25 protein-coding genes are annotated in these 21,738 nt (G+C 45.6%); 17 read left to right on the forward strand and 8 right to left on the reverse strand.

Going from position 1 to position 21,738, the window contains the following annotated elements; translation table 11 throughout:
* Positions 1 to 12 precede the first annotated feature (12 nt).
* From AR337_RS15795 to AR337_RS15830, 8 genes are all read left to right on the forward strand, one after another.
* On the forward strand, positions 13 to 918 hold the full coding sequence (locus AR337_RS15795) for a TadE/TadG family type IV pilus assembly protein (protein ID WP_059172977.1): 906 nt from the start codon (positions 13 to 15) through the stop codon (positions 916 to 918).
* An 8-nt stretch (positions 919 to 926) separates the two neighbouring features.
* Complete coding sequence (gene cpaB, locus AR337_RS15800) at positions 927 to 1,634, forward strand: Flp pilus assembly protein CpaB (RefSeq protein WP_059172978.1); 708 nt, start codon at positions 927 to 929, stop codon at positions 1,632 to 1,634.
* A gap of 19 nt (positions 1,635 to 1,653) precedes the next feature.
* Entirely contained in the window at positions 1,654 to 2,511 is an 858-nt protein-coding gene (locus AR337_RS15805) for an AAA family ATPase (RefSeq protein WP_059172979.1), read from the forward strand.
* Positions 2,508 to 3,941 (forward strand): CpaF family protein, encoded by a 1,434-nt coding sequence (locus AR337_RS15810; RefSeq protein WP_082687013.1) that lies wholly within the window; start codon positions 2,508 to 2,510, stop codon positions 3,939 to 3,941. The genes AR337_RS15805 and AR337_RS15810 overlap by 4 nt, the downstream gene beginning before the upstream one ends.
* Positions 3,942 to 3,943: 2 nt before the next feature.
* Positions 3,944 to 4,906 (forward strand): type II secretion system F family protein, encoded by a 963-nt coding sequence (locus tag AR337_RS15815; protein WP_059172980.1) that lies wholly within the window; start codon positions 3,944 to 3,946, stop codon positions 4,904 to 4,906.
* Between the two features lie 84 nt (positions 4,907 to 4,990).
* The gene (locus tag AR337_RS15820; protein ID WP_253701808.1) at positions 4,991 to 5,830 is read left to right on the forward strand and encodes a type II secretion system F family protein; all 840 of its coding nucleotides are present in this window, start codon (positions 4,991 to 4,993) and stop codon (positions 5,828 to 5,830) included.
* Positions 5,831 to 5,946: 116 nt separating this feature from the next.
* A complete protein-coding gene (locus AR337_RS15825; RefSeq protein WP_059172982.1) occupies positions 5,947 to 6,858 on the forward strand; it encodes a fumarylacetoacetate hydrolase family protein in 912 nt (303 codons plus the stop codon).
* A 91-nt stretch (positions 6,859 to 6,949) separates the two neighbouring features.
* Complete coding sequence (locus AR337_RS15830) at positions 6,950 to 7,306, forward strand: YisL family protein (protein ID WP_059172983.1); 357 nt, start codon at positions 6,950 to 6,952, stop codon at positions 7,304 to 7,306.
* A gap of 135 nt (positions 7,307 to 7,441) precedes the next feature.
* On the opposite strand, the gene AR337_RS15835 is transcribed toward AR337_RS15830, so the two are convergent.
* A complete protein-coding gene (locus AR337_RS15835) occupies positions 7,442 to 8,008 on the reverse strand; it encodes a DUF2777 domain-containing protein (protein WP_059172984.1) in 567 nt (188 codons plus the stop codon).
* A 410-nt stretch (positions 8,009 to 8,418) separates the two neighbouring features.
* On the opposite strand from AR337_RS15835, the gene AR337_RS15840 reads away from it, so the two are divergent.
* Entirely contained in the window at positions 8,419 to 9,963 is a 1,545-nt protein-coding gene (locus AR337_RS15840) for an alpha-amylase family glycosyl hydrolase (RefSeq protein ID WP_059172985.1), read from the forward strand.
* A gap of 73 nt (positions 9,964 to 10,036) precedes the next feature.
* Here AR337_RS15840 and AR337_RS15845 read toward each other — a convergent pair whose 3' ends face one another.
* Positions 10,037 to 10,906 (reverse strand): SDR family oxidoreductase, encoded by an 870-nt coding sequence (locus AR337_RS15845; protein WP_059172986.1) that lies wholly within the window; start codon positions 10,904 to 10,906, stop codon positions 10,037 to 10,039.
* 347 nt (positions 10,907 to 11,253) lie between these two features.
* Positions 11,254 to 11,745, reverse strand: coding sequence for a YajQ family cyclic di-GMP-binding protein (locus AR337_RS15850; RefSeq protein WP_059172987.1), 492 nt, complete (start codon positions 11,743 to 11,745; stop codon positions 11,254 to 11,256).
* A 159-nt stretch (positions 11,746 to 11,904) separates the two neighbouring features.
* On the opposite strand from AR337_RS15850, the gene AR337_RS15855 reads away from it, so the two are divergent.
* Entirely contained in the window at positions 11,905 to 12,768 is an 864-nt protein-coding gene (locus AR337_RS15855) for a S1 RNA-binding domain-containing protein (protein ID WP_059173295.1), read from the forward strand.
* An 81-nt stretch (positions 12,769 to 12,849) separates the two neighbouring features.
* Here AR337_RS15855 and AR337_RS22800 read toward each other — a convergent pair whose 3' ends face one another.
* Positions 12,850 to 12,981, reverse strand: a complete 132-nt coding sequence (locus AR337_RS22800) for a DUF3941 domain-containing protein (protein ID WP_082687014.1) — start codon at positions 12,979 to 12,981, stop codon at positions 12,850 to 12,852.
* A gap of 126 nt (positions 12,982 to 13,107) precedes the next feature.
* On the reverse strand, positions 13,108 to 13,968 hold the full coding sequence (locus AR337_RS15860) for a DegV family protein (RefSeq protein WP_059172988.1): 861 nt from the start codon (positions 13,966 to 13,968) through the stop codon (positions 13,108 to 13,110).
* A 213-nt stretch (positions 13,969 to 14,181) separates the two neighbouring features.
* Between AR337_RS15860 and AR337_RS15865 the strand changes: the two genes are divergently transcribed.
* Together AR337_RS15865 and AR337_RS15870 are read left to right on the forward strand one after the other, a co-directional pair.
* A complete protein-coding gene (locus AR337_RS15865; protein WP_059172989.1) occupies positions 14,182 to 15,024 on the forward strand; it encodes a YitT family protein in 843 nt (280 codons plus the stop codon).
* Positions 15,025 to 15,060: 36 nt separating this feature from the next.
* Positions 15,061 to 15,867 (forward strand): BsuPI-related putative proteinase inhibitor, encoded by an 807-nt coding sequence (locus AR337_RS15870; RefSeq protein WP_059172990.1) that lies wholly within the window; start codon positions 15,061 to 15,063, stop codon positions 15,865 to 15,867.
* 146 nt (positions 15,868 to 16,013) lie between these two features.
* Here AR337_RS15870 and AR337_RS15875 read toward each other — a convergent pair whose 3' ends face one another.
* From AR337_RS15875 to AR337_RS15880, 3 genes are all read right to left on the reverse strand, one after another.
* Positions 16,014 to 16,202: a DUF3813 domain-containing protein gene (locus AR337_RS15875; RefSeq protein ID WP_059172991.1), complete on the reverse strand. Its 189-nt coding sequence runs from the start codon at positions 16,200 to 16,202 to the stop codon at positions 16,014 to 16,016.
* Between the two features lie 2 nt (positions 16,203 to 16,204).
* Positions 16,205 to 16,357, reverse strand: a complete 153-nt coding sequence (locus tag AR337_RS23525; protein ID WP_172797559.1) for a hypothetical protein — start codon at positions 16,355 to 16,357, stop codon at positions 16,205 to 16,207.
* A 145-nt stretch (positions 16,358 to 16,502) separates the two neighbouring features.
* Entirely contained in the window at positions 16,503 to 17,327 is an 825-nt protein-coding gene (locus AR337_RS15880; protein ID WP_059172992.1) for a Cof-type HAD-IIB family hydrolase, read from the reverse strand.
* Between the two features lie 208 nt (positions 17,328 to 17,535).
* Between AR337_RS15880 and AR337_RS15885 the strand changes: the two genes are divergently transcribed.
* The 5 genes from AR337_RS15885 to AR337_RS15905 all read left to right on the forward strand — a co-directional run bounded on the left by AR337_RS15885 (position 17,536) and on the right by AR337_RS15905 (position 21,712).
* Entirely contained in the window at positions 17,536 to 18,348 is an 813-nt protein-coding gene (locus AR337_RS15885) for an alpha/beta fold hydrolase (RefSeq protein ID WP_059172993.1), read from the forward strand.
* A 63-nt stretch (positions 18,349 to 18,411) separates the two neighbouring features.
* Complete coding sequence (locus AR337_RS15890; protein WP_059172994.1) at positions 18,412 to 18,720, forward strand: metal-sulfur cluster assembly factor; 309 nt, start codon at positions 18,412 to 18,414, stop codon at positions 18,718 to 18,720.
* Between the two features lie 61 nt (positions 18,721 to 18,781).
* Positions 18,782 to 19,120: a sulfurtransferase-like selenium metabolism protein YedF gene (gene yedF, locus AR337_RS15895; protein WP_059172995.1), complete on the forward strand. Its 339-nt coding sequence runs from the start codon at positions 18,782 to 18,784 to the stop codon at positions 19,118 to 19,120.
* A 516-nt stretch (positions 19,121 to 19,636) separates the two neighbouring features.
* Positions 19,637 to 20,302, forward strand: coding sequence for a reverse transcriptase-like protein (locus AR337_RS23245; RefSeq protein WP_172797560.1), 666 nt, complete (start codon positions 19,637 to 19,639; stop codon positions 20,300 to 20,302).
* Between the two features lie 252 nt (positions 20,303 to 20,554).
* The gene (locus tag AR337_RS15905; RefSeq protein WP_253701813.1) at positions 20,555 to 21,712 is read left to right on the forward strand and encodes a TIGR04053 family radical SAM/SPASM domain-containing protein; all 1,158 of its coding nucleotides are present in this window, start codon (positions 20,555 to 20,557) and stop codon (positions 21,710 to 21,712) included.
* Positions 21,713 to 21,738 lie beyond the last annotated feature (26 nt).

A 21,738-nucleotide genomic window follows, 5' to 3' on the forward strand; every position in this document is an offset into this window, starting at 1 on the left:
GAGGGATGAAACATGAGGAAATTTTTAAAAGAGGAAAATGGGATTGCAATCACCTATGTAGCGCTTGCCATGGTTGCTTTGCTTTGTATTACGGGCCTTGCCATTGACGGCGGATTGCTTTATATGACAAAAAGCAAACTTCAAAAGGCCGCCAATGCCGCTGTACTATCCGGAGCTCAGGAGCTTGCTAATTCCGAAGAAAAAGTCAATAAAGTGGTAAATAGAATCCTCACAGACCACGGTGAATCAGGTTCAAAGGAAAGCTTGCTCGTAGTGAAAGACAAAAAAGTAAGGGTTGGCCTGTTAAAAAAGGTGAAGCCGGCATTCGTGGGGTTGTTCGGGTACGAAACAGTCGATGTCAGAGCTGCCGCCGCAGCCTCGCTCGCACCAATGGGTAGGGCAAGCGGAGTTGCACCTCTTGGGGTCCATGAGGATACTCCGCTAAATTACGGCACGATTGTAAAATTAAAAACAGATTCATCCGGTTCAACTAGCGGGGTTTTCGGCGTACTTGCCCTCAATGGACCGGGTGCGAAGACGTATGAAGAAAATCTCCGATATGGTTATCAGCAGGAAATCAAGGTTGGGGAAATTATCCCAACCGAAACCGGTAACATTGCCGGAAAGACGAGGACGGTTGTCCAGGAATTGATAAATGGATGTTCATCTGCTATCGGGGATTTATCTGATAGGGATTGCTCGAGGATTATCCTTATCCCTGTCTACAAGCCATATAATTTCGATTCCAACCAGCTGAAAACCATAAAAGTAACCGGTTTTGCCTATTTTTATATAACAGAACCGATGAGCAACAACGATACATCAATTACCGGGATGTTCATTAAATTTCCGGGAACGGGTTATTATGAGGAAGGCAGCCTTGACCGGGGAGCCTATGCCATCCGGTTAACAGAGTAGGTGGGAAAATGCGATCAAAGATGGTTTTAGTGCTGGCCCTTGTTATGGGGATTATTACGACAGCATTGTTCTATCAGTACATGAATAAGTTCGATAACAAGGAAACCACTTCTGCTCCGACAACGGAAATAGTAGTGGCTAAGGAAAGGATCAATAAAAACGAAATAGTTACGGCGGAGAAACTTGAGGTAATCCGGGTAGCCGAAGAAATGGCCCTTCCCCAAGCCATTTCCTCCCTTTCGCAGGCAGAAGGAAAGCTGGCGGATGCCATGATTGAAAAAGGTGAACCGATTTTGGCTCACAGGCTTGTTTCCCAAACAGAAGAGACAATGTATGTTTCCCGTAAGGTGAGGGAAGGATACCGGGCTGTTTCCGTTTCCCTAAACCTGCCTCAGTCGGTTACAAATCTAATAGAACCTGAAGATGAGGTAGGCGTGATTTTTGCAAAAGAAGATAAAAAAGCGGCCGATGTACCTGATTTTAGGACGAGCATTTTGCTTGAAAAAGCAAGGGTATTGGCTGTCGGCAGGAAAATAACCCTGCCTGAAAATACGAAGGAACCCTATGTAGAATATACGGCTGTTACGCTCGAAGTAAAGCCGGAAGATGCCGTAAGGATTGTCAAGGCATCACAAGAAGGGATCGTTCATTTAATGCTGCATACCAGGCCGATCATGAAGGCTGATGAAAGCCCGGAACAAGGAAATGAGAGTTAATTGATGGAAGGTGATGGAGATGGCTGGGTTTGATGAAAAGACAACAATTGAGGGCGGTGCTCCGGAAACCCGCGGGAAGATGATTGCCGTCTGCAGCGCCAAAGGCGGGATTGGCCGTACAATCCTCTCTGTCAATCTGGCTGTCTCTTTATCCAAAAGGAATCATTCCGTCGCAGTTCTGGATGGCGATTTTCAATTTGGGGATGTTTCACTTGCAATGGATTTGCAGCACACGTTCACAATCAAGGAAGCGATGGAAGGCATCGGTTCGCTTGATGAACATCGCCTCGAAGAATATTTAAGTGTCCATAGCAGCGGGGTACGAGTCCTGCCCGCGCCGGAAAGGCCGGAGTACGCGGATCTATTAACAAAAGAGGCTGTTTCAAAAATGGTCGAATTTCTGTTGATGAAACATGATTTTGTTGTTTGCGATACTGGTGCCGGATTAAATGAACAGACGCTAACTTTGATTGAAAAAGCGGATGAAATCCTCGTTGTCGCAACTCTTGAAATGGCAGCTATGAAAAACACCAAATTACTGCTCGAAACGCTCGAAATCCTTGGATTACGGGAAAAGGTTCGTGTTGTCCTGAACAGAGCCAATATGGAAAGTGTCATAAAAGCCGAGGATGGAGCGAGGATTTTAGGGGAGGAAGCCCCTATTTATATTCCAAATGACTTTCAAATATGTTCGAAATCCTTGAATATGGGCAGTCCGTTTGTGATTGGCAACTCGAAATCCGATATTGCGAAAGCCGTTTTTAAAATGGCGGAATTGATTGCATCCAACAAGGCTGGAGAGGGAATTGGGAAAAAGAAAGCAAAAGCGATATCCTTATTCCCCTGGAAACGCAAGAAAGGGGAACTATCAAAATGAAGCTGCTAGAGCGCATCAATGAAAAAAACAAAACAGCATCAGAAGCCGCGAATCCTAAACCAAGCGAGGAGCAGATAATCCCCGAAAAAAGCACTCCGAAGGCACAAGTTGATGAAATCCCTAGACTAAAAGAGCAGCCGAGAGAGCAAATTATTGAGCCAATTCGCCAAAAACAGGCAGACAAACAGAAGGAATTAAAAAGTATCCTTCATAAGAAAATCCTCAACGAACTTAAGGATGAAGAAGTCGACGACATTATTCCTAAGCTTGATGCAATGGCCATGGAAGTAATAAAGGAAGATGATTCTTTCCGTGGCATTGTCGACCGGAAAATGGTTGTTGCTGAGCTGGCGAATGATTTAACCGGTTTTGGTCCAATTAACCCATTACTTCTCGATGAAGAAGTTTCAGAGGTAATGGTAAACGGGCCAAGACAGGTTTATTGCGAAAGAAAAGGCAGGCTTGTCCTGACCGATATCACTTTCAGGGACAACGAGCATGTCATGAATGTCATCGAGAAAATAGTTGCCCCGATCGGAAGAAGGATTGATGAAAGCTCGCCAATGGTGGATGCGAGGCTCCCGGACGGATCGAGGGTAAACGCCATAATTCCGCCGCTCGCGTTGAATGGTCCAACCATCACCATCCGGAAATTTTCCAAGGATCCTTTTCAAATAGAAGATTTAATAAATTTTAACACAGTTTCACATGAGATGGCTGTCTTCCTGGATGCCTGCGTAAAAGCAAGGCTAAATATTTTTGTCAGCGGCGGTACAGGTTCGGGCAAAACAACAACACTCAATGTACTGTCAAACTTCATCCCCCATGACGAGCGGATTGTAACGATTGAAGATGCAGCAGAGCTCCAGCTTGGCCAGGAACACGTTGTTTCGCTTGAATCAAGGCCCCCGAACATCGAAGGGAAGGGAGCGATTACAATCCGCGACCTGGTTAGGAACTCGCTTAGGATGAGGCCGGATCGGGTTGTAATTGGCGAGGTGCGCGGTGCCGAAGCCCTCGATATGCTGCAGGCAATGAATACTGGCCACGATGGTTCCCTGGCAACTGGACACTCCAATTCCCCAAGGGATATGATTTCAAGGCTTGAAACAATGGTTTTGCTTGGAGGGGTCGATCTCCCCATTAAGGCGATCCGCGAGCAGATTTCAGGAGCGCTTGATTTGATCATTCAGCAATCAAGGCTGAAAGATGGATCAAGGAAAATTACGAACATTACAGAGGTCCAGGGGATGGAAGGCGATGTCATTGTCCTCCAGGATGTTTTTGTTTACCGGCAAACTGGGGTAGACGCATCAGGAAAGTATACAGGCAAACTTGTTCCAACAGGCGTCCGTCCAAAATTTTATGAGCGGCTTGAAAATTCAGGCATCCATGTCCCTCCCAATGTATTTATTGAAAGGGAGGATTAGCCATGAAAGCAGTTCTGCTTTTGTTTAGTCTCTTTTCTTCTTTTCTATTATTTTACGGGTTGTTCCAGCTTTTCTTTTTCCGCAATCAGAGAATCGAGAAAAGGATGGAGAGGTATTTATCCTCTCACGGGGAAGTTGAAATAAGCCGGAATGAAATGGATTTATTCGCCAGATATACGGCCGCTAGAAAAAACATTACCAAAAAGCTGCTTACGAAAAAGAAGAACAATAAACTCGAAACGATGCTGGCCAGGTCGGGAGTCCCTCTGAAGCCAGATGAGTTCATTACTTTCCAATGGATAGCGGCGGGATTATCCGGAATGCTGTTAGTCTTGTTTTTCAGCCACTGGCTATTGTTTTTCCCTGGATGTTTAATTGGATATCTTATCCCTGGCTATATTTTAAAAAGGAAGGAAAAAGAACGCATTGAGAAATTCAATGAAGGTCTTTCGGACATGATCACTACCATCATTGGTTCTTTAAGAGCAGGATTCAGTTTCCAGCAGGCATTAAAATCGGTTGCCGATGAGTCTGACTCACCAATAAAAGAAGAAATCGAATCGGTTATTAAATCCATGCAATACGGAAGCAGCATTGAAGATGCTCTATATGAGTTGAAGGAACGGATGCCGAGCGAGGATTTGGATTTAATGATTCAGGCAATCCTGATTCAGCGCCAAGTGGGAGGCAACCTGGCAACCGTTTTAGAGAAAATCGTCGAAACGATCAGGGACAGGACAAGGATTCAGCGCCAAATCAAAACCCTGACTGCACAAGGCAGGATGTCGGGAGTTGTGATTGCCTTGCTACCGTTATTTCTCGGTGTGGCGCTTTATTTTATCCAACCCGACTTTATGATACCGATGTTTACCCATCCTATTGGAATAGGAATGATAGCAGTTGGGGCGATTTCTTGTACAATTGGCTTCTTGTTCATCAAAAAAATCACAAATATTGAGGTGTAGGAATTGGTCTACCTCACTCTTTTCCTGGCAATAACCCTGTTTACTTATGGCATATTAACCTTAGGAACAAAAAAGAAGGAGCATGTGGAAAAGCGTGTATCCGTCTATATTACTGGAGAGCAGCAAAAAAATGTCTTAAAGGTGGAACAAGAAGAGCAGTTATCCTTTAACCAGCGTTTTTTTAAGCCGGTAATGAACGATTTTAAAAAAAGCTTTAAGAAGAGGATGCCTGGTGAAAAAGAGGCGAAAATCGAGAGGAAGCTTGAGCGCGCGGGCTTTCCATTTGGGATGACCCCCGTTGACTTCCGACTTTTCCAGGCAGCGGCAAGCATCGTACTTCCAGTCGTTTTTGCAGGGTATTGCCTTCTTATCAACCTGAGTTCATCCGCTGTCTTTTTTGCCACATTTATCGGTCTTGCTCTTGGAACAATCCTTCCTCACTATTATTTGAAGCAGAAGACCAAGTACCGTGAGAAGATGGCCCTGAAGGAATTGCCTGACACACTCGACCTGCTGACAGTCAGCCTGGAAGCGGGGCTTGGGTTTGATGCGGCAATAAGCAAGCTTGTATCCAAAAAGGAGGGTATCCTTGCGGAGGAATTCCAGCGCTCATTGGAGGAGATGAGGCTTGGCAAGCTGCGGCGAGAGGCTCTTGGAGGTGTGAGAGATCGGCTTGAGGGAGTCGATTCGGTAAAAAACTTCATCAGCAGCATTCTTCAGGCGGAAAAACTCGGTATCGGTATGGTGCAGGTCCTGCGTGCACAATCTGTTGAGGTACGGGAGCAGCGAAAGCAGAGGGCTGAGGAAGCGGCAATGAAAGCGCCGATTAAAATGCTCTTCCCTCTAGTTCTGTTCATATTCCCGAGCCTGTTCATCGTGCTATTGGGCCCTGTCGTCATGCAATTTATTAGTAGCGGATTGTGATTATGGAGACTGCCCCAGTTTTGAAAAAATAGAACATTCCGTAACCTTCCCTTTAAAAAGGAAGGTTCTTTTCTGTATACTAAAGGAAATTGAGAATGTAAGGAGCGCTAAATGTTATGAAACTAGCAACTGTCCTGCATAATGATGAAACAATTCCTGTACTGGTAAGCAATGACGGTCACTCTGTTCTTCCACTGAAGGCCGCTTCTGAAAAACGTCCAGAACGAGGAGGCCAAATCCCTGGAAGCCTGCTGGAAATCATTCAATCCGGTCCATCGATGAGTGAGTACATACGTGAGCTTGGCCAATGGGCCGAAACGGATGAAGATGGACGGACCATGTGGATTCCTAAAGAGGAAGTGAAGCTTGTGGCTCCGATTCCGCGGCCGTTAAAAAATGTGTTCTGTGTCGGAAAAAATTACGCTGAACATGCAATCGAAATGGGCGGACCGGAGGATATACCAGAGCACATCATGATTTTTACCAAACCGCCGACTGCCGTAATCGGACCTGAGGATAAAATTCCACACCATGCTGCAATTACTCAGCAGCTTGATTATGAGGGGGAATTGGCAGTAGTCATCGGAAAAAGGGGAAATGCAGTTAAGAAAGAAGATGCGCTTGATTATGTGTACGGATATACAATTTTAAATGATATAACGGCAAGGGATCTTCAAAAGCGCCATAAGCAGTTTTTCATTGGAAAAAGCCTCGATGGTTCCTGCCCGATGGGACCTTGGATTGTAACGGCTGATGAGGTAGAGGATGCCGGGAAGCTGGATATCCGGACGCGGGTGAACGGGGAAGTAAGACAGGATTCCAATACAAAGCATTTTATTTTTTCGATAGAGCAAATGATCGAGGATCTCTCAAAAGGATTGACGCTTGAGCCGGGGGATATCATTGCGACAGGTACGCCTGCCGGGGTCGGCAAAGGCTTTAACCCTCCAAAATTTTTAAAACCAGGGGACACCATTGAAATTGAAATTGAGAAAATTGGCATGCTAAGGAATACTATTTTGGAATAGCCAATGGATTCCACTTTTGGCACCGTATATTTAGGATTTTCATAGTCGCTATGGTATGATAGTAGCGAAAATCATAAAGGAGGCAAAGTGGATGACACACGCCCATATCACAACCTGGGTACTAGGCGCAATTTTATTTTTCGTCGCTCTATCCATGTACAAAAGCGGAAACCAAAAAGGCGCGAAAATTACCCATATGATTTTAAGGGTCGTTTACCTGCTTATTTTGGCAACTGGCTTCATGATGTTATTTTCCTTAACAAAAATTGGATTGCTTTACATTCTAAAAACGGCAGTCGGCCTTTGGATAATCGCCATCATGGAATTTATCCTAATGAAGACAGGCAAGAGAGAAAGCAAGAATGTCCTATGGATTCAGCTTGCAATCGCATTCGTACTTGCTCTTCTCCTCGGCTTCAGCCTGCCAAAAGGAATTGACTGGTTCTAAAAAGCTGCCACTGGCGGCTTTTTTTCATAACGTGAAGCAGGGGACGGATCCCGTGTTTCATTTTTTTATATGAAGTCGATAAGTATTAAAGCTTGGCCAAAAAGCAATCAGACCGGACAATCAAAAAAATAAATATCAGGAAGAGGCAAGCTTCTCAATCACCAGCCGCTTCCCTGTATTGAGTGTAAATTCAAAACGGTCGCTCTCTTTTTCAAAATAGCAAAAATGATGCTGCACACCGCAAATCTCTTCCTGGTTATCGAAAATCATGAAGTTAACCCCGCTTTTTGGGGAATTATCACTTAAGAAATTAAGATGGTTGTAGCAATAAAGGCAATCGTAAATCGAAAAGCCGAGAGAATTCAACGTTGTGACAAACTGGAAGAAGGCGTCATGATGGATTCGCTCCAAAAGTCTTTCCAGAGAATAGATGAGATGCTTTCTAACCCTTATCCTGTCAAGGTCGCGCAAAAACGCGCTCTCTTCGCCAAATGAAACTTTTCCCGCCTCGACTAGAATACCTTTCCGCCAACGATTTAACCTGAAAATCTCAATCTCCTGAAGAAGATACTCCTCAAGCAGCGAAGCCTCTTCTGTTTCCTTTTCAAAAAAAACCCATTGTTCATTTATATTTTCAATGGATCCTTCCGTAAAGGCTCTTGCCTGGGTCTCATAAATTTTGTCGCGCTGCTGTCGATTCATCACATTACCTCCGTGAACGGTGCTATCTCCTTTTTAGACATAAACTTATGATTTTATAACTAGTAGTTTCTTTCCATACGGGCATTATAGTCCTTTGGAGGAACTATATTTTTTAGGGACAAATTAACGCGCCCGGGCATTTAGCATACACTAGTAAAAAACGATGGCTGGGAAACTTCCCATTGCCTCCTAATAGAATATTCTCCTTTCCGCAAATCTGATACTCGGAAATTGAATTTCCACTAGTGGACAAGCCATGCGTAACAGATGCTAAATTCAATCTCCCACGAAATCCCCTTCTCTTTCACCTGACAAATTAGGTGCATATGGTACAATACTATGTGGAAATAGGATTTTTTATAAAAAAATATGGCGGGATTTTGTACCTGCCAGTAGGGGGATGGAAGCGCATGAAGGCCAAACTGGCAGCATGCATCCTGGTGCCGCTCCTCCTTTTCGGAGCATTGCCTGTACAGGCTCTTGAAAAGGACGGCCGGAAATGGCAGGACGAGACGATTTACTTTCTTATGGTTGATCGTTTTAACAATGGCGATCAGAAGAATGACAAAAAAGTGGATGCCAACGACCCATTGTCTTATAATGGCGGTGATTTCAAGGGAATCATTGATCGGCTTGGGCATATAAAAGATATGGGCTTTTCAGCAATCATGCTGACGCCGGTTTTTGATAATGTCGATGGCGGCTACCATGGTTACTGGGTAAATGATTTTTACAAAACCGATGAGCATTTTGGAACGCTAAAGGAATTTAAAAAGCTTGTTAAGGAAGCGCATAAATCTGATTTAAAGGTGCTAATCGATTTCCCTGCCAATAGCGCCGGGCCGAACAGCAAGTATATTTCAGAAAAGGGGCCGGATTGGTTCCATGAACAAAAGGACATTGTGAATTCTGCGGAAAGGGAGCAACAACTGAATGGCTGGGTGGATGGTTTGCCCGATTTTAACCATGAAAATCCCGAAGTTCGCAGTTTTTTAATCGATGCAGCCAAATGGTGGATCAAGGAAACAAATATCGATGGTTACCGGCTTGGTTCAGCAGCGAATGTCCCTGCGGAATTTTGGCAAGAATTTTCCAAGGCTGTGAAAGCTGAAAAAGAAGGCTTCTACTTGCTTGGCGATCTTGGGCCTGAAAGCGGGAGCCTATTTGGAGAATATAAGGACGCGGGCATTGATTCATTTTATGACTACCCGCTTATGTCAGCAATGAGAAAGTCCCTTGTCAAACCGGACCTGAGTATGTCCCCGATTTTGGACAGCTTGGGAGAAAGGGATGCGGGAATACCTAACCCACACGAAATGGGAACTTTTTTCGATGATCACAATACGGTTAGGTTTACGAGAGATATGGTTGAGGTAAAGCAATTCCCTGGCAGCCAATGGAAGCAGGCGCTGTCATATTTGTATACGGCTCCAGGCATCCCGATTATTTATTATGGAACGGAAATTGCTGTGGACGGCGGGGACGCGCCTGATAATAGGCGGCTCATGAATTTCAGGGCCGATAAAGAGCTGATCGACCACATTGCCAAGCTGAGTGAATTAAGGGATAAGCTGCCTTCCCTCACCAGGGGTACGATGGAGAAGCTGTATGAAAGAGATGGAATGGCTGTATTTAAGCGCCAGTATAAGAGCGAGACAGCCGTTATCGCGATAAACAACACAAGCAAGACCCAAACGGTTCGCCTTGATCCAGAACAGGTCAATCCCGAGGGTAATGAGTTAAGGGGCTTGCTGATTGATGAAAAATCCGTAGGGAAAAAGGATGGATTCACTCTGGTTCTTGAGCGTGATGAAAGTGAAATTTTTGTTCTTGCGGAAAAACAGGGGCTTAATTATCCCTTTATTGCAACATTGGTGGCAATCTGGGCATTTTTCATCGGGCTTTTCATTTTCCTCGCAAGGCGTGGGAAAAAGAAAAGGCTTCAAGGATCATAATTCAATAAAAAACATAGGAAAGCCGGACCCGAAGTTCATTGTGGGTCCGGCTTTTTTTGTGGATGCCAATACATTATCCGTTTATTATTTTGCCTCCGTTAATATGGATCATCTGGCCGCTGATATACGCTGAATCATTGGAGGCGAGGAACACATACGCTGGTGCCAGTTCGAACGGCTGGCCGGCCCGTCCCATAGGCGTATCAGCACCGAACTTCGAGACCTGCTTCTCGTCAAATGTGGATGGGATGAGCGGTGTCCAAATGGGTCCCGGTGCAACTCCATTAACACGGATCCCGTCCTTCGCAAGCGACATGGACAGCGAACGGGTGAAGGAAACGATGGCCCCCTTCGTTGCTGAATAGTCGATTAAGGTCTCATGGCCGGCGTAAGCAGTTATAGAAGCCGTGTTGATGATGGAGGCTCCTTTTTTCAAATGCGGCAACGCTGCCTTTGTCAAATGGAACATCGAGAAAATATTTGTACGGAAGGTTTTCTCTAGCTGTTCGGAGCTAATGTCGAGCAAGCTTTGCTGTGGATGCTGTTCCGCTGCATTGTTTACTAGCACATCCAGTTTGCCAAACTGGTCAATCGTTTTTTCGACGGCCGTCTTACAAAAAGCTTCGTCTCCGACATCGCCTGGGATAAGCAGGCATTTCCTTCCTTCATCCTCGATCTGCCTTCTCGTATCATCCGCGTCCGAGTCCTCGTCAAGGTAGACAATTGCAACATCGGCCCCTTCCTTGGCAAAGTAAATCGCAGCAGATTTTCCGATGCCGCTGTCGCCGCCAGTAATTAGCGCAACCTTGTTGGCGAGCTTACCGCTTCCTTTATAGTCCGGGTCCACATGGATTGGCTCGGGATCCATCTTGCTTACAAGCCCAGGCTGCTCGTCCTGATGTTGGGGCGGGAAACCGCCTTTAGGCAATTCTTTTTCATTCATGGTATCTGCCTCCTCTAGTTAGTCCTACTCCACATAATTCCTTCTTTCGGGCAGAAACTAACATGGGAAAAAATAGAAGTATCACGTAATCGCGTTTGTAAGGGAGGCTGCTCCAAAATAAAAACCGGAAGTCTAGGCTTCCAGCCGCAGGGTAAAGCAATGAAGACAGTTTGGTATGGATTTTCGAGGTGAAAGTGTCTTCATCGTGGTTATGAAGACAGTTTGGTGTGATTTTTCAAGGTGAAAGTGTCTTCATCGTGGTTATGAAGACAGTTTGGGGCCATATCCCGAACCGAAACTGTCTTCATACTGATGGGATGGACTTTTTTTAAAAAAGCCATACCGGCTTAGCGGTAATTTAAAAATTGCACTTCGACCGTTAAATCCGCTTCCTTTACCGCGGCAATGATTCGCTGCAGGTCATCGCGGCTTTTCGCTGTAACCCGAATTTGGTCATCCTGTATTTGGCTTTTTACCTTCAATCCGCTGTTTTTAATAATTGTATTGATCTTTTTGGCATTATCCTTGTCAATTCCCTGGACAAGCTTAGCGCGTTGGCGGACAGTCCCGCCGGATGCGCCTTCCAATTTCCCGTAATCAAGGTTCTTGACCGGGACGCCGCGCCTGATTAATTTTCCAAGCAGGACATCCTTCAACTGGTCAAGCTTGTATTCGTCGTCCGAAACAAGGACAAGGTCTTCCTTGTCAAGGGTGACCTGGCTTTTCGACCCTTTAAAATCATAGCGGGTCTGAATTTCTTTCATTGCTGCGGTGACAGCATTCGTGACTTCGGAAAAATCAACTTTGGATACAATATCAAAAGAGCTATCTTTGGACATGGAGAACCTCCGATCAGTTTTTCATTATCGCTTCCATTATAGTAGAATATAGAAAGTGAAACAATAGATGGCATCCGAGAGGGATTATGGCTAAGGCGTTGATCCGCCTATTATGGAGGCGTTTTTAGCGCCAATTTAGAATAAATGGAGGAAGAAAAAGTGGCATTGATTGAACTAGTAGGGCAAAAGGTTACGCTTGAAGTGGCACGGAAGGCCGCATACGGCTATTTTTTAACAGATGGGGAAGAGGATGTGCTCCTTCACAGCAATGAAGCGGAAGCGGAGTACGAGGAAGGGGAAAAGATCGAAGTCTTCCTTTACCCTGATGCGCACGGGCGGGTTGTTGCAACTTCGAAAATGCCAGTGATCACAGCCGGGGAATATGGCTGGCTTAAGGTAGTCGACACGAAGGCAGGAGTGGGTGTTTTCCTTGGTATCGGCATTCAGAAGGACATCCTGCTAGGCGAAGAAGATTTGCCAGTACATAAATCCATTTGGCCGACCGTCGGCGATATGGTGTATGCGACAATCAGAGTGAACCGCCAATACCGGCTATATGCTAAGCTGGCGACAGACCCGGTTATCCAGGAAATTTCGGTAAAAGCGACAAGGAATGATTTTAATAAAAATGTCCAGGGCCATATTTACCGGACGGCAAAGGTCGGAACCTGGATTTATACGTTGGAAGGGTTTCGTGGGTTCATCCACGAATCCCAGCGTCCGGAAGAGCCACGCCTCGGACAAAAAGTTGAGGGAAGGGTAATCGATGTAAAAGAGGATGGCACGGTCAATGTATCGCTATTGGCAAGAAAACAGGATGCTGTCGAAGAAGATGCAGCTTCCATTTACGACTACCTCCTCTCACGGAATGGAGCGATGCCATACAGCGACAAAAGCATGGCCGAGGATATCCAGGAGCGGTTCGGCTTGAGCAAGGGTGCATTTAAGAGGGCGCTCGGCAAGCTAATGAAGGACGGCAAAGTATACCAGGAAGGCGCATGGACGTATAAGAAGGAAGAGTAGTTTGAAGCCGGGCACCCAAAAATGGGGCCTGGCTTTTGTTTTCGGCCACTTCTTAAAATTAAAAGAACCCATTGCGGGTCCTTATAAATGGTCTGTCTTTTTTGAATAGGAATTCTTGCCTGCTTTCCGATTCTTCTCTCGGATCATATTTTTTTCATGGCGGAGAGCGTTGTTGTCTTTTGCTTTTTTATCATTGTCCGAAGTAGTCGACATATGAAAAACCCCTTTCCCGAAGATACAGTTTTAGTGTCTGTATTCCGGGAAAGGAGTATGCGGATTAAGATATTAAAAAAAGACCAATAGATGTTTTTTAAAAAGCCGGCTTTTAAAAGCCAGGAATTACTTCGGCAATTCGTTCAAAAAGAAAATCGCGATTGTGCCTGGGCCTGTATGTGCTCCAATGACAGCGCCAATATCGGTAATATAGACGTCCTTGGGAGAAAATTCATTGACAATCAACTGCTTTATCTCCTCGGCAGTTTCCCGGTCATCGGCATGGCTGATGCCAATTGCCTGTGAGCCAAAATCACGGCCGCGTTCCTTCATGACCTCCACGACTCTTCGCAAAAGCTTTTTCTTGCCGCGAATTTTTTCAAGGGGGACGAGTTTCCCGTCCTCCACATTCAAGAGCGGCTTGATATTAAGCAGACCGCCCAGGAAAGCCGATGCCTTTGATACACGGCCGCCTTTTGCCAAGTAGTCCAGGTCTTCCACTGTAAATAAGTGCTCCATATGCTTGCTTCTGAACTCGACATCCCTCAGGATCTCTTCCTTTGACGCTCCAGCTGCAGCAAGTTCCGCTGCTTCCTTCACAACAAGCCCGTAGCCAAGCGATGCGCACTTCGTATCGACGATTGTCAGGTTGAAATCTGGATAGGATTCCTTTACCTGTTCAAGGATCATCACCGCTGTTTGATAGGTGCCTGACAACTCGGATGAAAAAGCTATGTAAATGCCATCTTCTTTATTCTCGGCCATTTCGGTAAACTTTTTTTCAAAACCGAGCGGTGAAGCCTGGGAGGTTTTCGGAACCTTCCCGCCGCGGATGGCGCTGTAGATTGTTTCCGGCGAAATGTCCCGCAAATCTTCGTATTCCTTATCATCCACGTGGACTTTTAACGGGAAAAGGCCAACTTGATTCTCTTCGTAATATGCTAGCGGCAAATCGCATGCACTGTCGGCAAATAGTTTTAACGCCATTCACTCACCCTGCCTTCAAATCATCTCTTTTTCCTCAGTTTATCGGTTTCAACTTAAAAAAACAACGATGTTAGACATAATTGATAAAAAAGGGGAATTATAGAAGTATTGAACAGAGCCCGGCACCACCCGGAATTTGTCGAAAACCGAACAGTGCCAGGCACCACCCGAAATTTGTCGAACGGTCATGGGTGGCTGAAAGGGGAGGAATGGATGGTTTGGCTTCATACAAAAAAGCTTGCGGTTGTTTTGATTGGAGCGTTATTAAACGCGGTTGGGCTGAACTTATTCCTCATCCCCGCCGATGTGTATGCAGGTGGATTCGCAGGGGTCGCCCAACTGCTCTCAAGGGTTTTGACAGAGGCAACTCCGCTTACAGTATCAACGGGTTTTTTGCTGCTGGCATTGAACATTCCGGTTACAATCCTTGGCTGGATGAAGGTTGGCAAGTCATTCACTGTTTACAGTTTCATAAGTGTCGCATTAATGTCACTGTTCCTGGAGCTTATTCCCGTCTTGCACATTTCGGGTGACATTCTGTTGAATGCCGTTTTCGGCGGGGTTATATCGGCGATAGGGGTCGGCATAACGTTAATGTGGGGGGCGTCGACTGGGGGACTCGATATCATTGCAATGATTTTGTCGCGTATGAAGGACAAGCCGGTCGGGACATACTTCTTTGCCCTGAATTCAATTATTACGCTTACCGCCGGGTATTTATTCGGTTGGGAAAAAGCGCTCTACACACTGGTGAACCTGTACGCTTCGACCCGGGTCATTGACGCCATTCATACCCGAGCCCAAAAGCTTACGGCGTTCATAGTATCTAAAAAGTCAGCGGAATTAAAACGTGCCATCCAAACGAAGCTAGTCCGCGGCATCACTGCAATTCCGGCAAAGGGTGCTTTCAAGAACGAGGACAATGAAATGCTCATGATTGTCATTACCAGGTATGAGCTTTTCGACCTCGAAAGGATTATCAAGGAAACAGATCCGCAGGCATTTACAAACATTGTCCCAACAACAGGTGTGTTGGGTTTTTTCAGAAAGGATTGAGCAAGAAAATTGCTTGAACTTTAGGAGGGATTGTCGATGAAACTTACTATTGCATCATGGCTTCTTTTATCAGTATGGCTGCCATTTGCGCAAAATGGCCAGGGAAAACCGGATGGCCTTCAGCTAAATATCCAGGTTGAGCCCGGCCCTGAGCAAGCAGCTATCCTTCTGCAGCTTAAAAATAAAGGCTCAGAAACGGCCCAGCTTCAGTTCCCCACATCCCAGTACTATGAAATTTATGTCCTTGATGAAAACGGCGGCGAAGTCTTTTTATATTCAAAAGGAAGAGCCTTCCTCCAGGCGCTGCAAACGGTAACAGTCCCGGGCGGCGGAACAAAAGTATGGAAAGAAACTTGGCCATATTCCTCAGATGGAATCCGGGTCCCGGAAGGCAACTATAAGGTTGTCGCAACAGTTCTGCCGACAAGTGTGGACGGGAAAGCACCTAATCCGGCAAACCTCAGTGCGGAAACCACTGTCACCGTACCGGCAGGAGGGCTGGAAGGGGATAGGGCAAGCGAACCTGGGGAGCAAACGATATTTACAGAAGTTAAAACAGAAGGGACAAACGGGAGTTATAAGGTAACCGGGAAGGCGCGCCCGCGTTCCGGAGAGTTTTTCTATACTGTTGAAGACGGCCATAGCCAGCTTGTTCCAGAAACAAAGGTGCCTAGCGGAAAAGCTTACCCTGAATGGGGCCAGTTTGAGGTTAAAATAAATATCCCTCCGGGTAAACTGCCGAAAAATGGCGTTCTGATTCTGAACCTGTACGAAAAGAAGGGAAGTTCAATATCCGGAGAGCCAATGGCAGTGATCCTGGAACAATTCCGGGGAAAAGAGTAGACTTTCCTAGGCTCGAAGAATAGAAAGGGCCGGGTCCATTGAGGTCCCGGCCTTTCATTTGCTCATAATTCCCCTTCTTGCAAAAATGCAGATGTGCCTCGGCTGTCTATTCCAGGTTCATTTCCGCTGGGTAATGGCCAATTCGCCTATCCGCCAAGGCTGTCCAGTTGCTCCTGCATCTCCGCCAGCTGCCTTTGTTCCGCAAGGGTTGAATTGGCATATGCAGAGCTAAGCGCGTTTTTCGCTTTTGCTACTGCTTCCTGCCTCTCCTCGGGCGTTGAATCAAGAGCATGAGACGTAAACTTTCTAGCTTGTTGAAAAAGCTGGTTGGCCATCGTTAAATCCCTCCGTATGAGGATTCCCTGACGTTCTCCAACTTTTGGGCCTCTGCTTCAGCATAGGTGGTATGGTACGGGATGCGCTGGCTATGCCTTGCAACTGAGTCTGCCCCTTGCTTGACAAAGCGTTTCGATTTGGTGCGTTTACCCATTCGAAATCCCTCCATTTATGAGCTAGATGCGAAACAGCGCAGCTGCTTCATTGCTAGTATGCTCTTTACTTAAGAGGGATAAATAGGAAAACCCTTCCAGGCGCGTTGGCCCTGAAGGGTATTTTTACAAAAGGCGATTAAAAACCTAATAGATGCGCTTTTTTAAATTCAGCGTTTCTTCAAGATAAACGCCGATGCCATCTTCTTCGTTCGTAAGCGTGATGTCATTTGCAAGTGATTTCAGCTGGCTGATGGCATTGCCCATGGCGACGCCGCGTCCCGCATATTCAATCATTTCAAGATCATTGTCTTCGTCGCCAAAGGCAATGACACGCTCGGCAGGAATCCCGTAGGAATCGGCTACCCGTTTCAGGCCGACTGCTTTATTCATTCCGGATTTAACGATTTCGATGACATGCCAAGGATCGGCCCATCTTCTGTGATCAATGACTTCTGCGTGGACATCGCTTAGATGCCTGCGGATTGTTTGAACATGCTCCTCATCGGTATGAATGAGCATAGCCGTAGGAGAATCTTCCAAATACTCCGCCAGGTCACCGGAAGTAATCCTCGGATTTCCGAAGCTGAAAATGTCGAGGAGCTTTTCGTCGTGATAGTGGAAGTACACATCATCGATGACCTCGGCGATGATATTATGGAATGTGAAGGAACGGCACGCCTCGACAATATCCTTTGCGACCCTGATATCGAGAGGCGAGTGGTACATGCCCCACGACTGGTCTGTTGGGTGGTGGACGAAAGCGCCGTTAAAGTTCACGATTGGCGTATCGAGCTGAAGTTCACGGTAGTATGGTTCGCTTGAACGGTATGGCCTCCCGGTGGATATCATGACGATATGTCCCTCTTCTTTTGCTTTCATTAATACGTTTTTGGTTTTTTCGGAAATTACCTTATCGTCTGTAAGCAAAGTTCCGTCCAAATCAAGTGCAATTAAGTGTCTGTTTGTCATGGTATCTCCTTTTCGTCTTTTAATTCCCTTTACCCAAGGTATACTTTTATGCTTACCGCGGTAAAAATGGTAAACTAAAACTACAGTCATATTTGTGTTGCCATAGTCACTATGTTACCAATTATACAGCTTGCCTGTAAAAAAAATCACATTGCACGATGTTAAAATTCGGTAAACTATAAATAGTAGGCTCAGGAGGTCTAAATCTTTGGTTGTTATCCGTAAGGAGTATATTAACAGAATTCCCGTTCTCCAAGTTGTCAAAGAGGAAATTCAAGCTGATAAGCTGCCTTTGGTCATCTTTGTCCATGGCTTTACGAGCGCCAAGGAAAATAACCTTCATATTGCCTATCTGCTGGCTGAAAAAGGTTTTCGCGCCGTCCTGCCCGATGCTCCCTATCATGGTGAGCGTGACGAAGAGTTGCCCGAAGAGGAGTTGTCAGGAAGGTTTTGGGAAATTGTAATAAAAACCATCCATGAAGTAAATACCGTCAAGGAGTTTTTCGTCAACGGCGGACTTGCTTCACCGGGAGAAATAGGTCTTGCTGGCACATCGATGGGCGGGATTGTCACACTTGGCGCTTTGACCCAATTCGACTGGATTGGGGCTGCGGTAAGCCTCATGGGATCGCCAAGCTACCAGGCCATGGCCGGGTGGCAGGTCGATGAATTGCAAAAAAGAGGGTATCAGCTTCCTTTTTCAAAGGAAGAACTTAATGCGCAGATTGGGGCGCTTGGAGTTTATGACTTGAACCTTCAGCCTGAAAAAATTCAAGGGCGGCCTCTCTTGTTCTGGCACGGGGAAGCTGATACGGTTGTACCCCATCGCTATGCTTGGGATTTTTATCAAAAACTGCTGAAGGATCCGGAGCGAAAAGGCGATCTCGCATTCGTTTCCGAAAAGCGTGCAGGTCACAAAGTTACCAGAAAAGGGACTTATGCGCTTGTCGACTGGTTTTCGGAACATCTTGGAGCTGTGAAGGAAACGGCGATACCAGAGGGAAAAACCGTTGCATTTTAATAGTTGGAGCTGGCAGGAGAAGCAAGCCTTTTCCTGTTTAAAATAATCAAGGGAGCGATATGAATGGATCAGGAATTAAAAGATAGTTTGATGGGTGCGCTTGAATTGGTCATTGACCCGGAGATTGGCATTGACATTGTCAATCTTGGCCTTGTTTATGACGTGGAAATGGACGAGGAAGGAAAGGCTACCGTTACGATGACGCTGACATCAATGGGCTGCCCGCTCGCCGGTACGATTGTCGACCAGGTAAAGCGCGCTCTTGCAGATATCCCGGAAGTAAAGGATGTCGATGTTAATATCGTATTCAACCCTCCTTGGTCAAAAGACATGATGTCCCGCTATGCTAAGATTGCATTGGGAATCAGATAGGAAGCGAATCGTAGTAGGTCCTGCTCTCTAGGCCCGATGATACGTTAAGGAGGAGTAACTGTTGAAGGATAAAGTAATTTTGGCAACATCAACCCAGCTTGGCAGGGGGGACGAGCAGCTTGGCGAAAGTGTGCTTGAAACATTTTTCACACTGCTCAAACAGCGGGAAGACTTGCCTCGCGCCATTTTTTGCATGAACACAGGCGTGTACCTTATGACGGACGATTCATTCGTTTCCGTCCATTTGAAGGAGCTTGAGCAAAAAGGTGTTGAAATCCTCGCTTGCAAAACATGCGTCGACCATTACGGACTAGAAGAAAAACTAACCGTCGGCAAAATAAGTACGATGGGCGAATTCATCAACCTTGCCGCAAAACATGAAGTACTAACCATATCTTAAATTCCAAAAGCAGCCGTTAATTCGGTTGCTTTTTTTTGTGAATGAGTGAAGCAGTGAAGCAGGGGACGTATCCTTTGCTTCACTCATTCTTTTATCGTCTCCATTCAGAAGGATATTTTAAAGTAGGAATTAAATAATGAAGAAATTTCTGGTAAAATTTATGTGTCGGGTAATTTTTAGGGATAATTGAATAATTAATGTGGGGAAGGGGGGAAGGTTTTTTATATAAGCCAATGAAGAGAAGAGATGTAATCTCTTTATAAAATAAATAGGTGCAGGTGGAACATGGCCGAACTGTTAAAAAAACCGGAAGTTCTGCTTTTAAAAGGAGAACTCCAGACAAAATTGAAGGTATCTAAATCCCAATTTAATGTTTTTCTTGAAGATGGGATGCCCCATTATCTTTTTGGCAACCAATATCGTTTTTTGGAAAGAGAAGCACTGGATTGGCTGAAAGTTTATAAGCCGTCACAGGAACGGCTGGAAAGCCAATTTCGGGACGAAAAGGGCCGGACGTTGGAAGAGTATGTGACCGAAGACATTGCTATCGCAACTTTGAGGTTAGGCAAAGTATATTTAATCGGTCTTTGCAAAAAGGGAATGCCTTTTTCAGACGTTGGAAAAAAACGTTTCTATCATATCGGAGACATTCTTGAATTTTATAGGATAAGCAAGGAGAGCCGGACCAGTTTGCCGATAGAAAAATACCTTAGCCCATTTTGTAATGAGGATCCAAAAGATGTGCCCGTTTTCATTGTAGATGGCTCCTACAATTTTGAAAAGGGAAAGGCGGGAGCCGGAATAGTAATGGTGGATAATTGGGAAACGGCCACTGGATGGTCAAAAGTCAGAAAGGTGAAAACTGACAAGGCTATAGTTAGCGAATTTCTGGCAATCCTTGAGGCGCTGAAAATTGTTAAAAATAAGAAGATTAAAAAGGCAATTATAATAACAGATCAGGAACACTTAGCAAAAGGAATTGAAATAGATGAAAGGAAATATGAGGAATCCATAAGGCCGCAGCTTCAAGAGCTTAATAAATTATGGAATGAGCTAAAGGAGAAAGTGGAAATAAGGTTTTTAGGGGAGCTGGAAGGCAGGAGAAAAAATCCCCTTTACAAAAAGGCTGATAAATTAAGCCAGGAATACAAAGTCGCTAAAATAGATCCGCTTCATTTTTGAGTTGCAGCCATTTAACTTACTGTGGCTGTTTTTTTATTTTCTTTTTTGAAAAAGATAAGTTTGCTTACAAAATGAATGAGGCGAAGGAAACGTCCCCTGCTTCACCTGCTTCACTGCTTCGCCTTGCCCTCTTTCACAAATATGACATAGAAAGGGGGATATGTGTGATGAATGTCACTTTTTCGGTTTCTGGGCAATTTTATAATACTAGTAACAAGGCTAGTGAGAGCCAGCCGTCAGGAGGCGTTTAAAATGGCTTTTAACCCGGAAATGATGATGAGGAAGAATCCATATGCTCGGGATTTCAATGAAAACCCGTTTATTGTGATTTGGGAGCTGACGCGTGCATGCCAGCTGAAGTGTTTGCATTGTAGGGCAGAGGCGCAATATATGCGCGACCCGCGTGAGCTGACGTTTGAAGAGGGGAAACACCTGATTGACCAAATATATGAAATGCAGAATCCGATGCTTGTGTTCACCGGCGGAGATCCGCTGATGCGCAAGGATGTGTTTGATATTGCCAAGTATGCAGTCGAGAAGGGCGTTCGCGTATCAATGACTCCGAGCGCGACACCGAATGTTACGAAGGAAGCGATTGAGAAGGCGAAAGAGGTTGGCCTGTCCCGCTGGGCATTCAGCCTCGACGGACCTAATGCGGAAATACACGACCATTTCAGAGGGACCGCTGGCTCATTTGATCTGACGCTCGAACGAATCAAGTATCTGCATGAACTTGAAATACCTATACAAATTAATACAGTTATTTCCCGATACAATATTGATTACCTTGAAGAAATGGCGAAACTAATGGAAGAGCTCGAATGTGTCCTTTGGAGTGTATTCTTCCTTGTTCCAACGGGCCGCGGGCAGGAAAGCGACATGATATCCCCTGTCCAGCACGAGCATGTATTCCGCTGGCTTTATGACCTGAGCAAACGGGTTAAATTCGATATTAAAACCACTGCTGGGCAGCATTATCGCCGTGTGGTTATCCAGCAAAAAATGCGTGAGGCAAAAGAACAGCAGGGAGAGATTGAGTACTTGAATGCTTTGACCGCCCATGGGCTGACAGGCTCGATTGACGGCCTTGGCCGGGCGCCAATGGGGGTAAACGATGGCAATGGATTTGTATTCATTTCTCATATCGGTGATGTGTACCCAAGCGGACTCTTGCCAATCAAGGCGGGCAATGTAAGGGAAACGCCACTCGCGGAAATTTACCGTGAATCGCCCGTGTTCAAGTCCCTCAGGAATCCGGATGAATACAAAGGGAAGTGCGGCGTCTGCGAATTCCGCCATGTTTGCGGCGGATCTCGGTCCAGGGCGTACGCGATGACCGGGGACTACCTGGAAAGTGAGCCTTTCTGCGTCTATATCCCAAAGGCGATGAGGGAGAAGCAGGTTCAGTAGCAAAGAATTTTCCGAGATTCAAAAAG

The sequence above is a fragment of the Bacillus sp. FJAT-27445 genome (genome assembly GCF_001510665.1).
Classification (GTDB): domain Bacteria; phylum Bacillota; class Bacilli; order Bacillales; family Cytobacillaceae; genus Bacillus_D.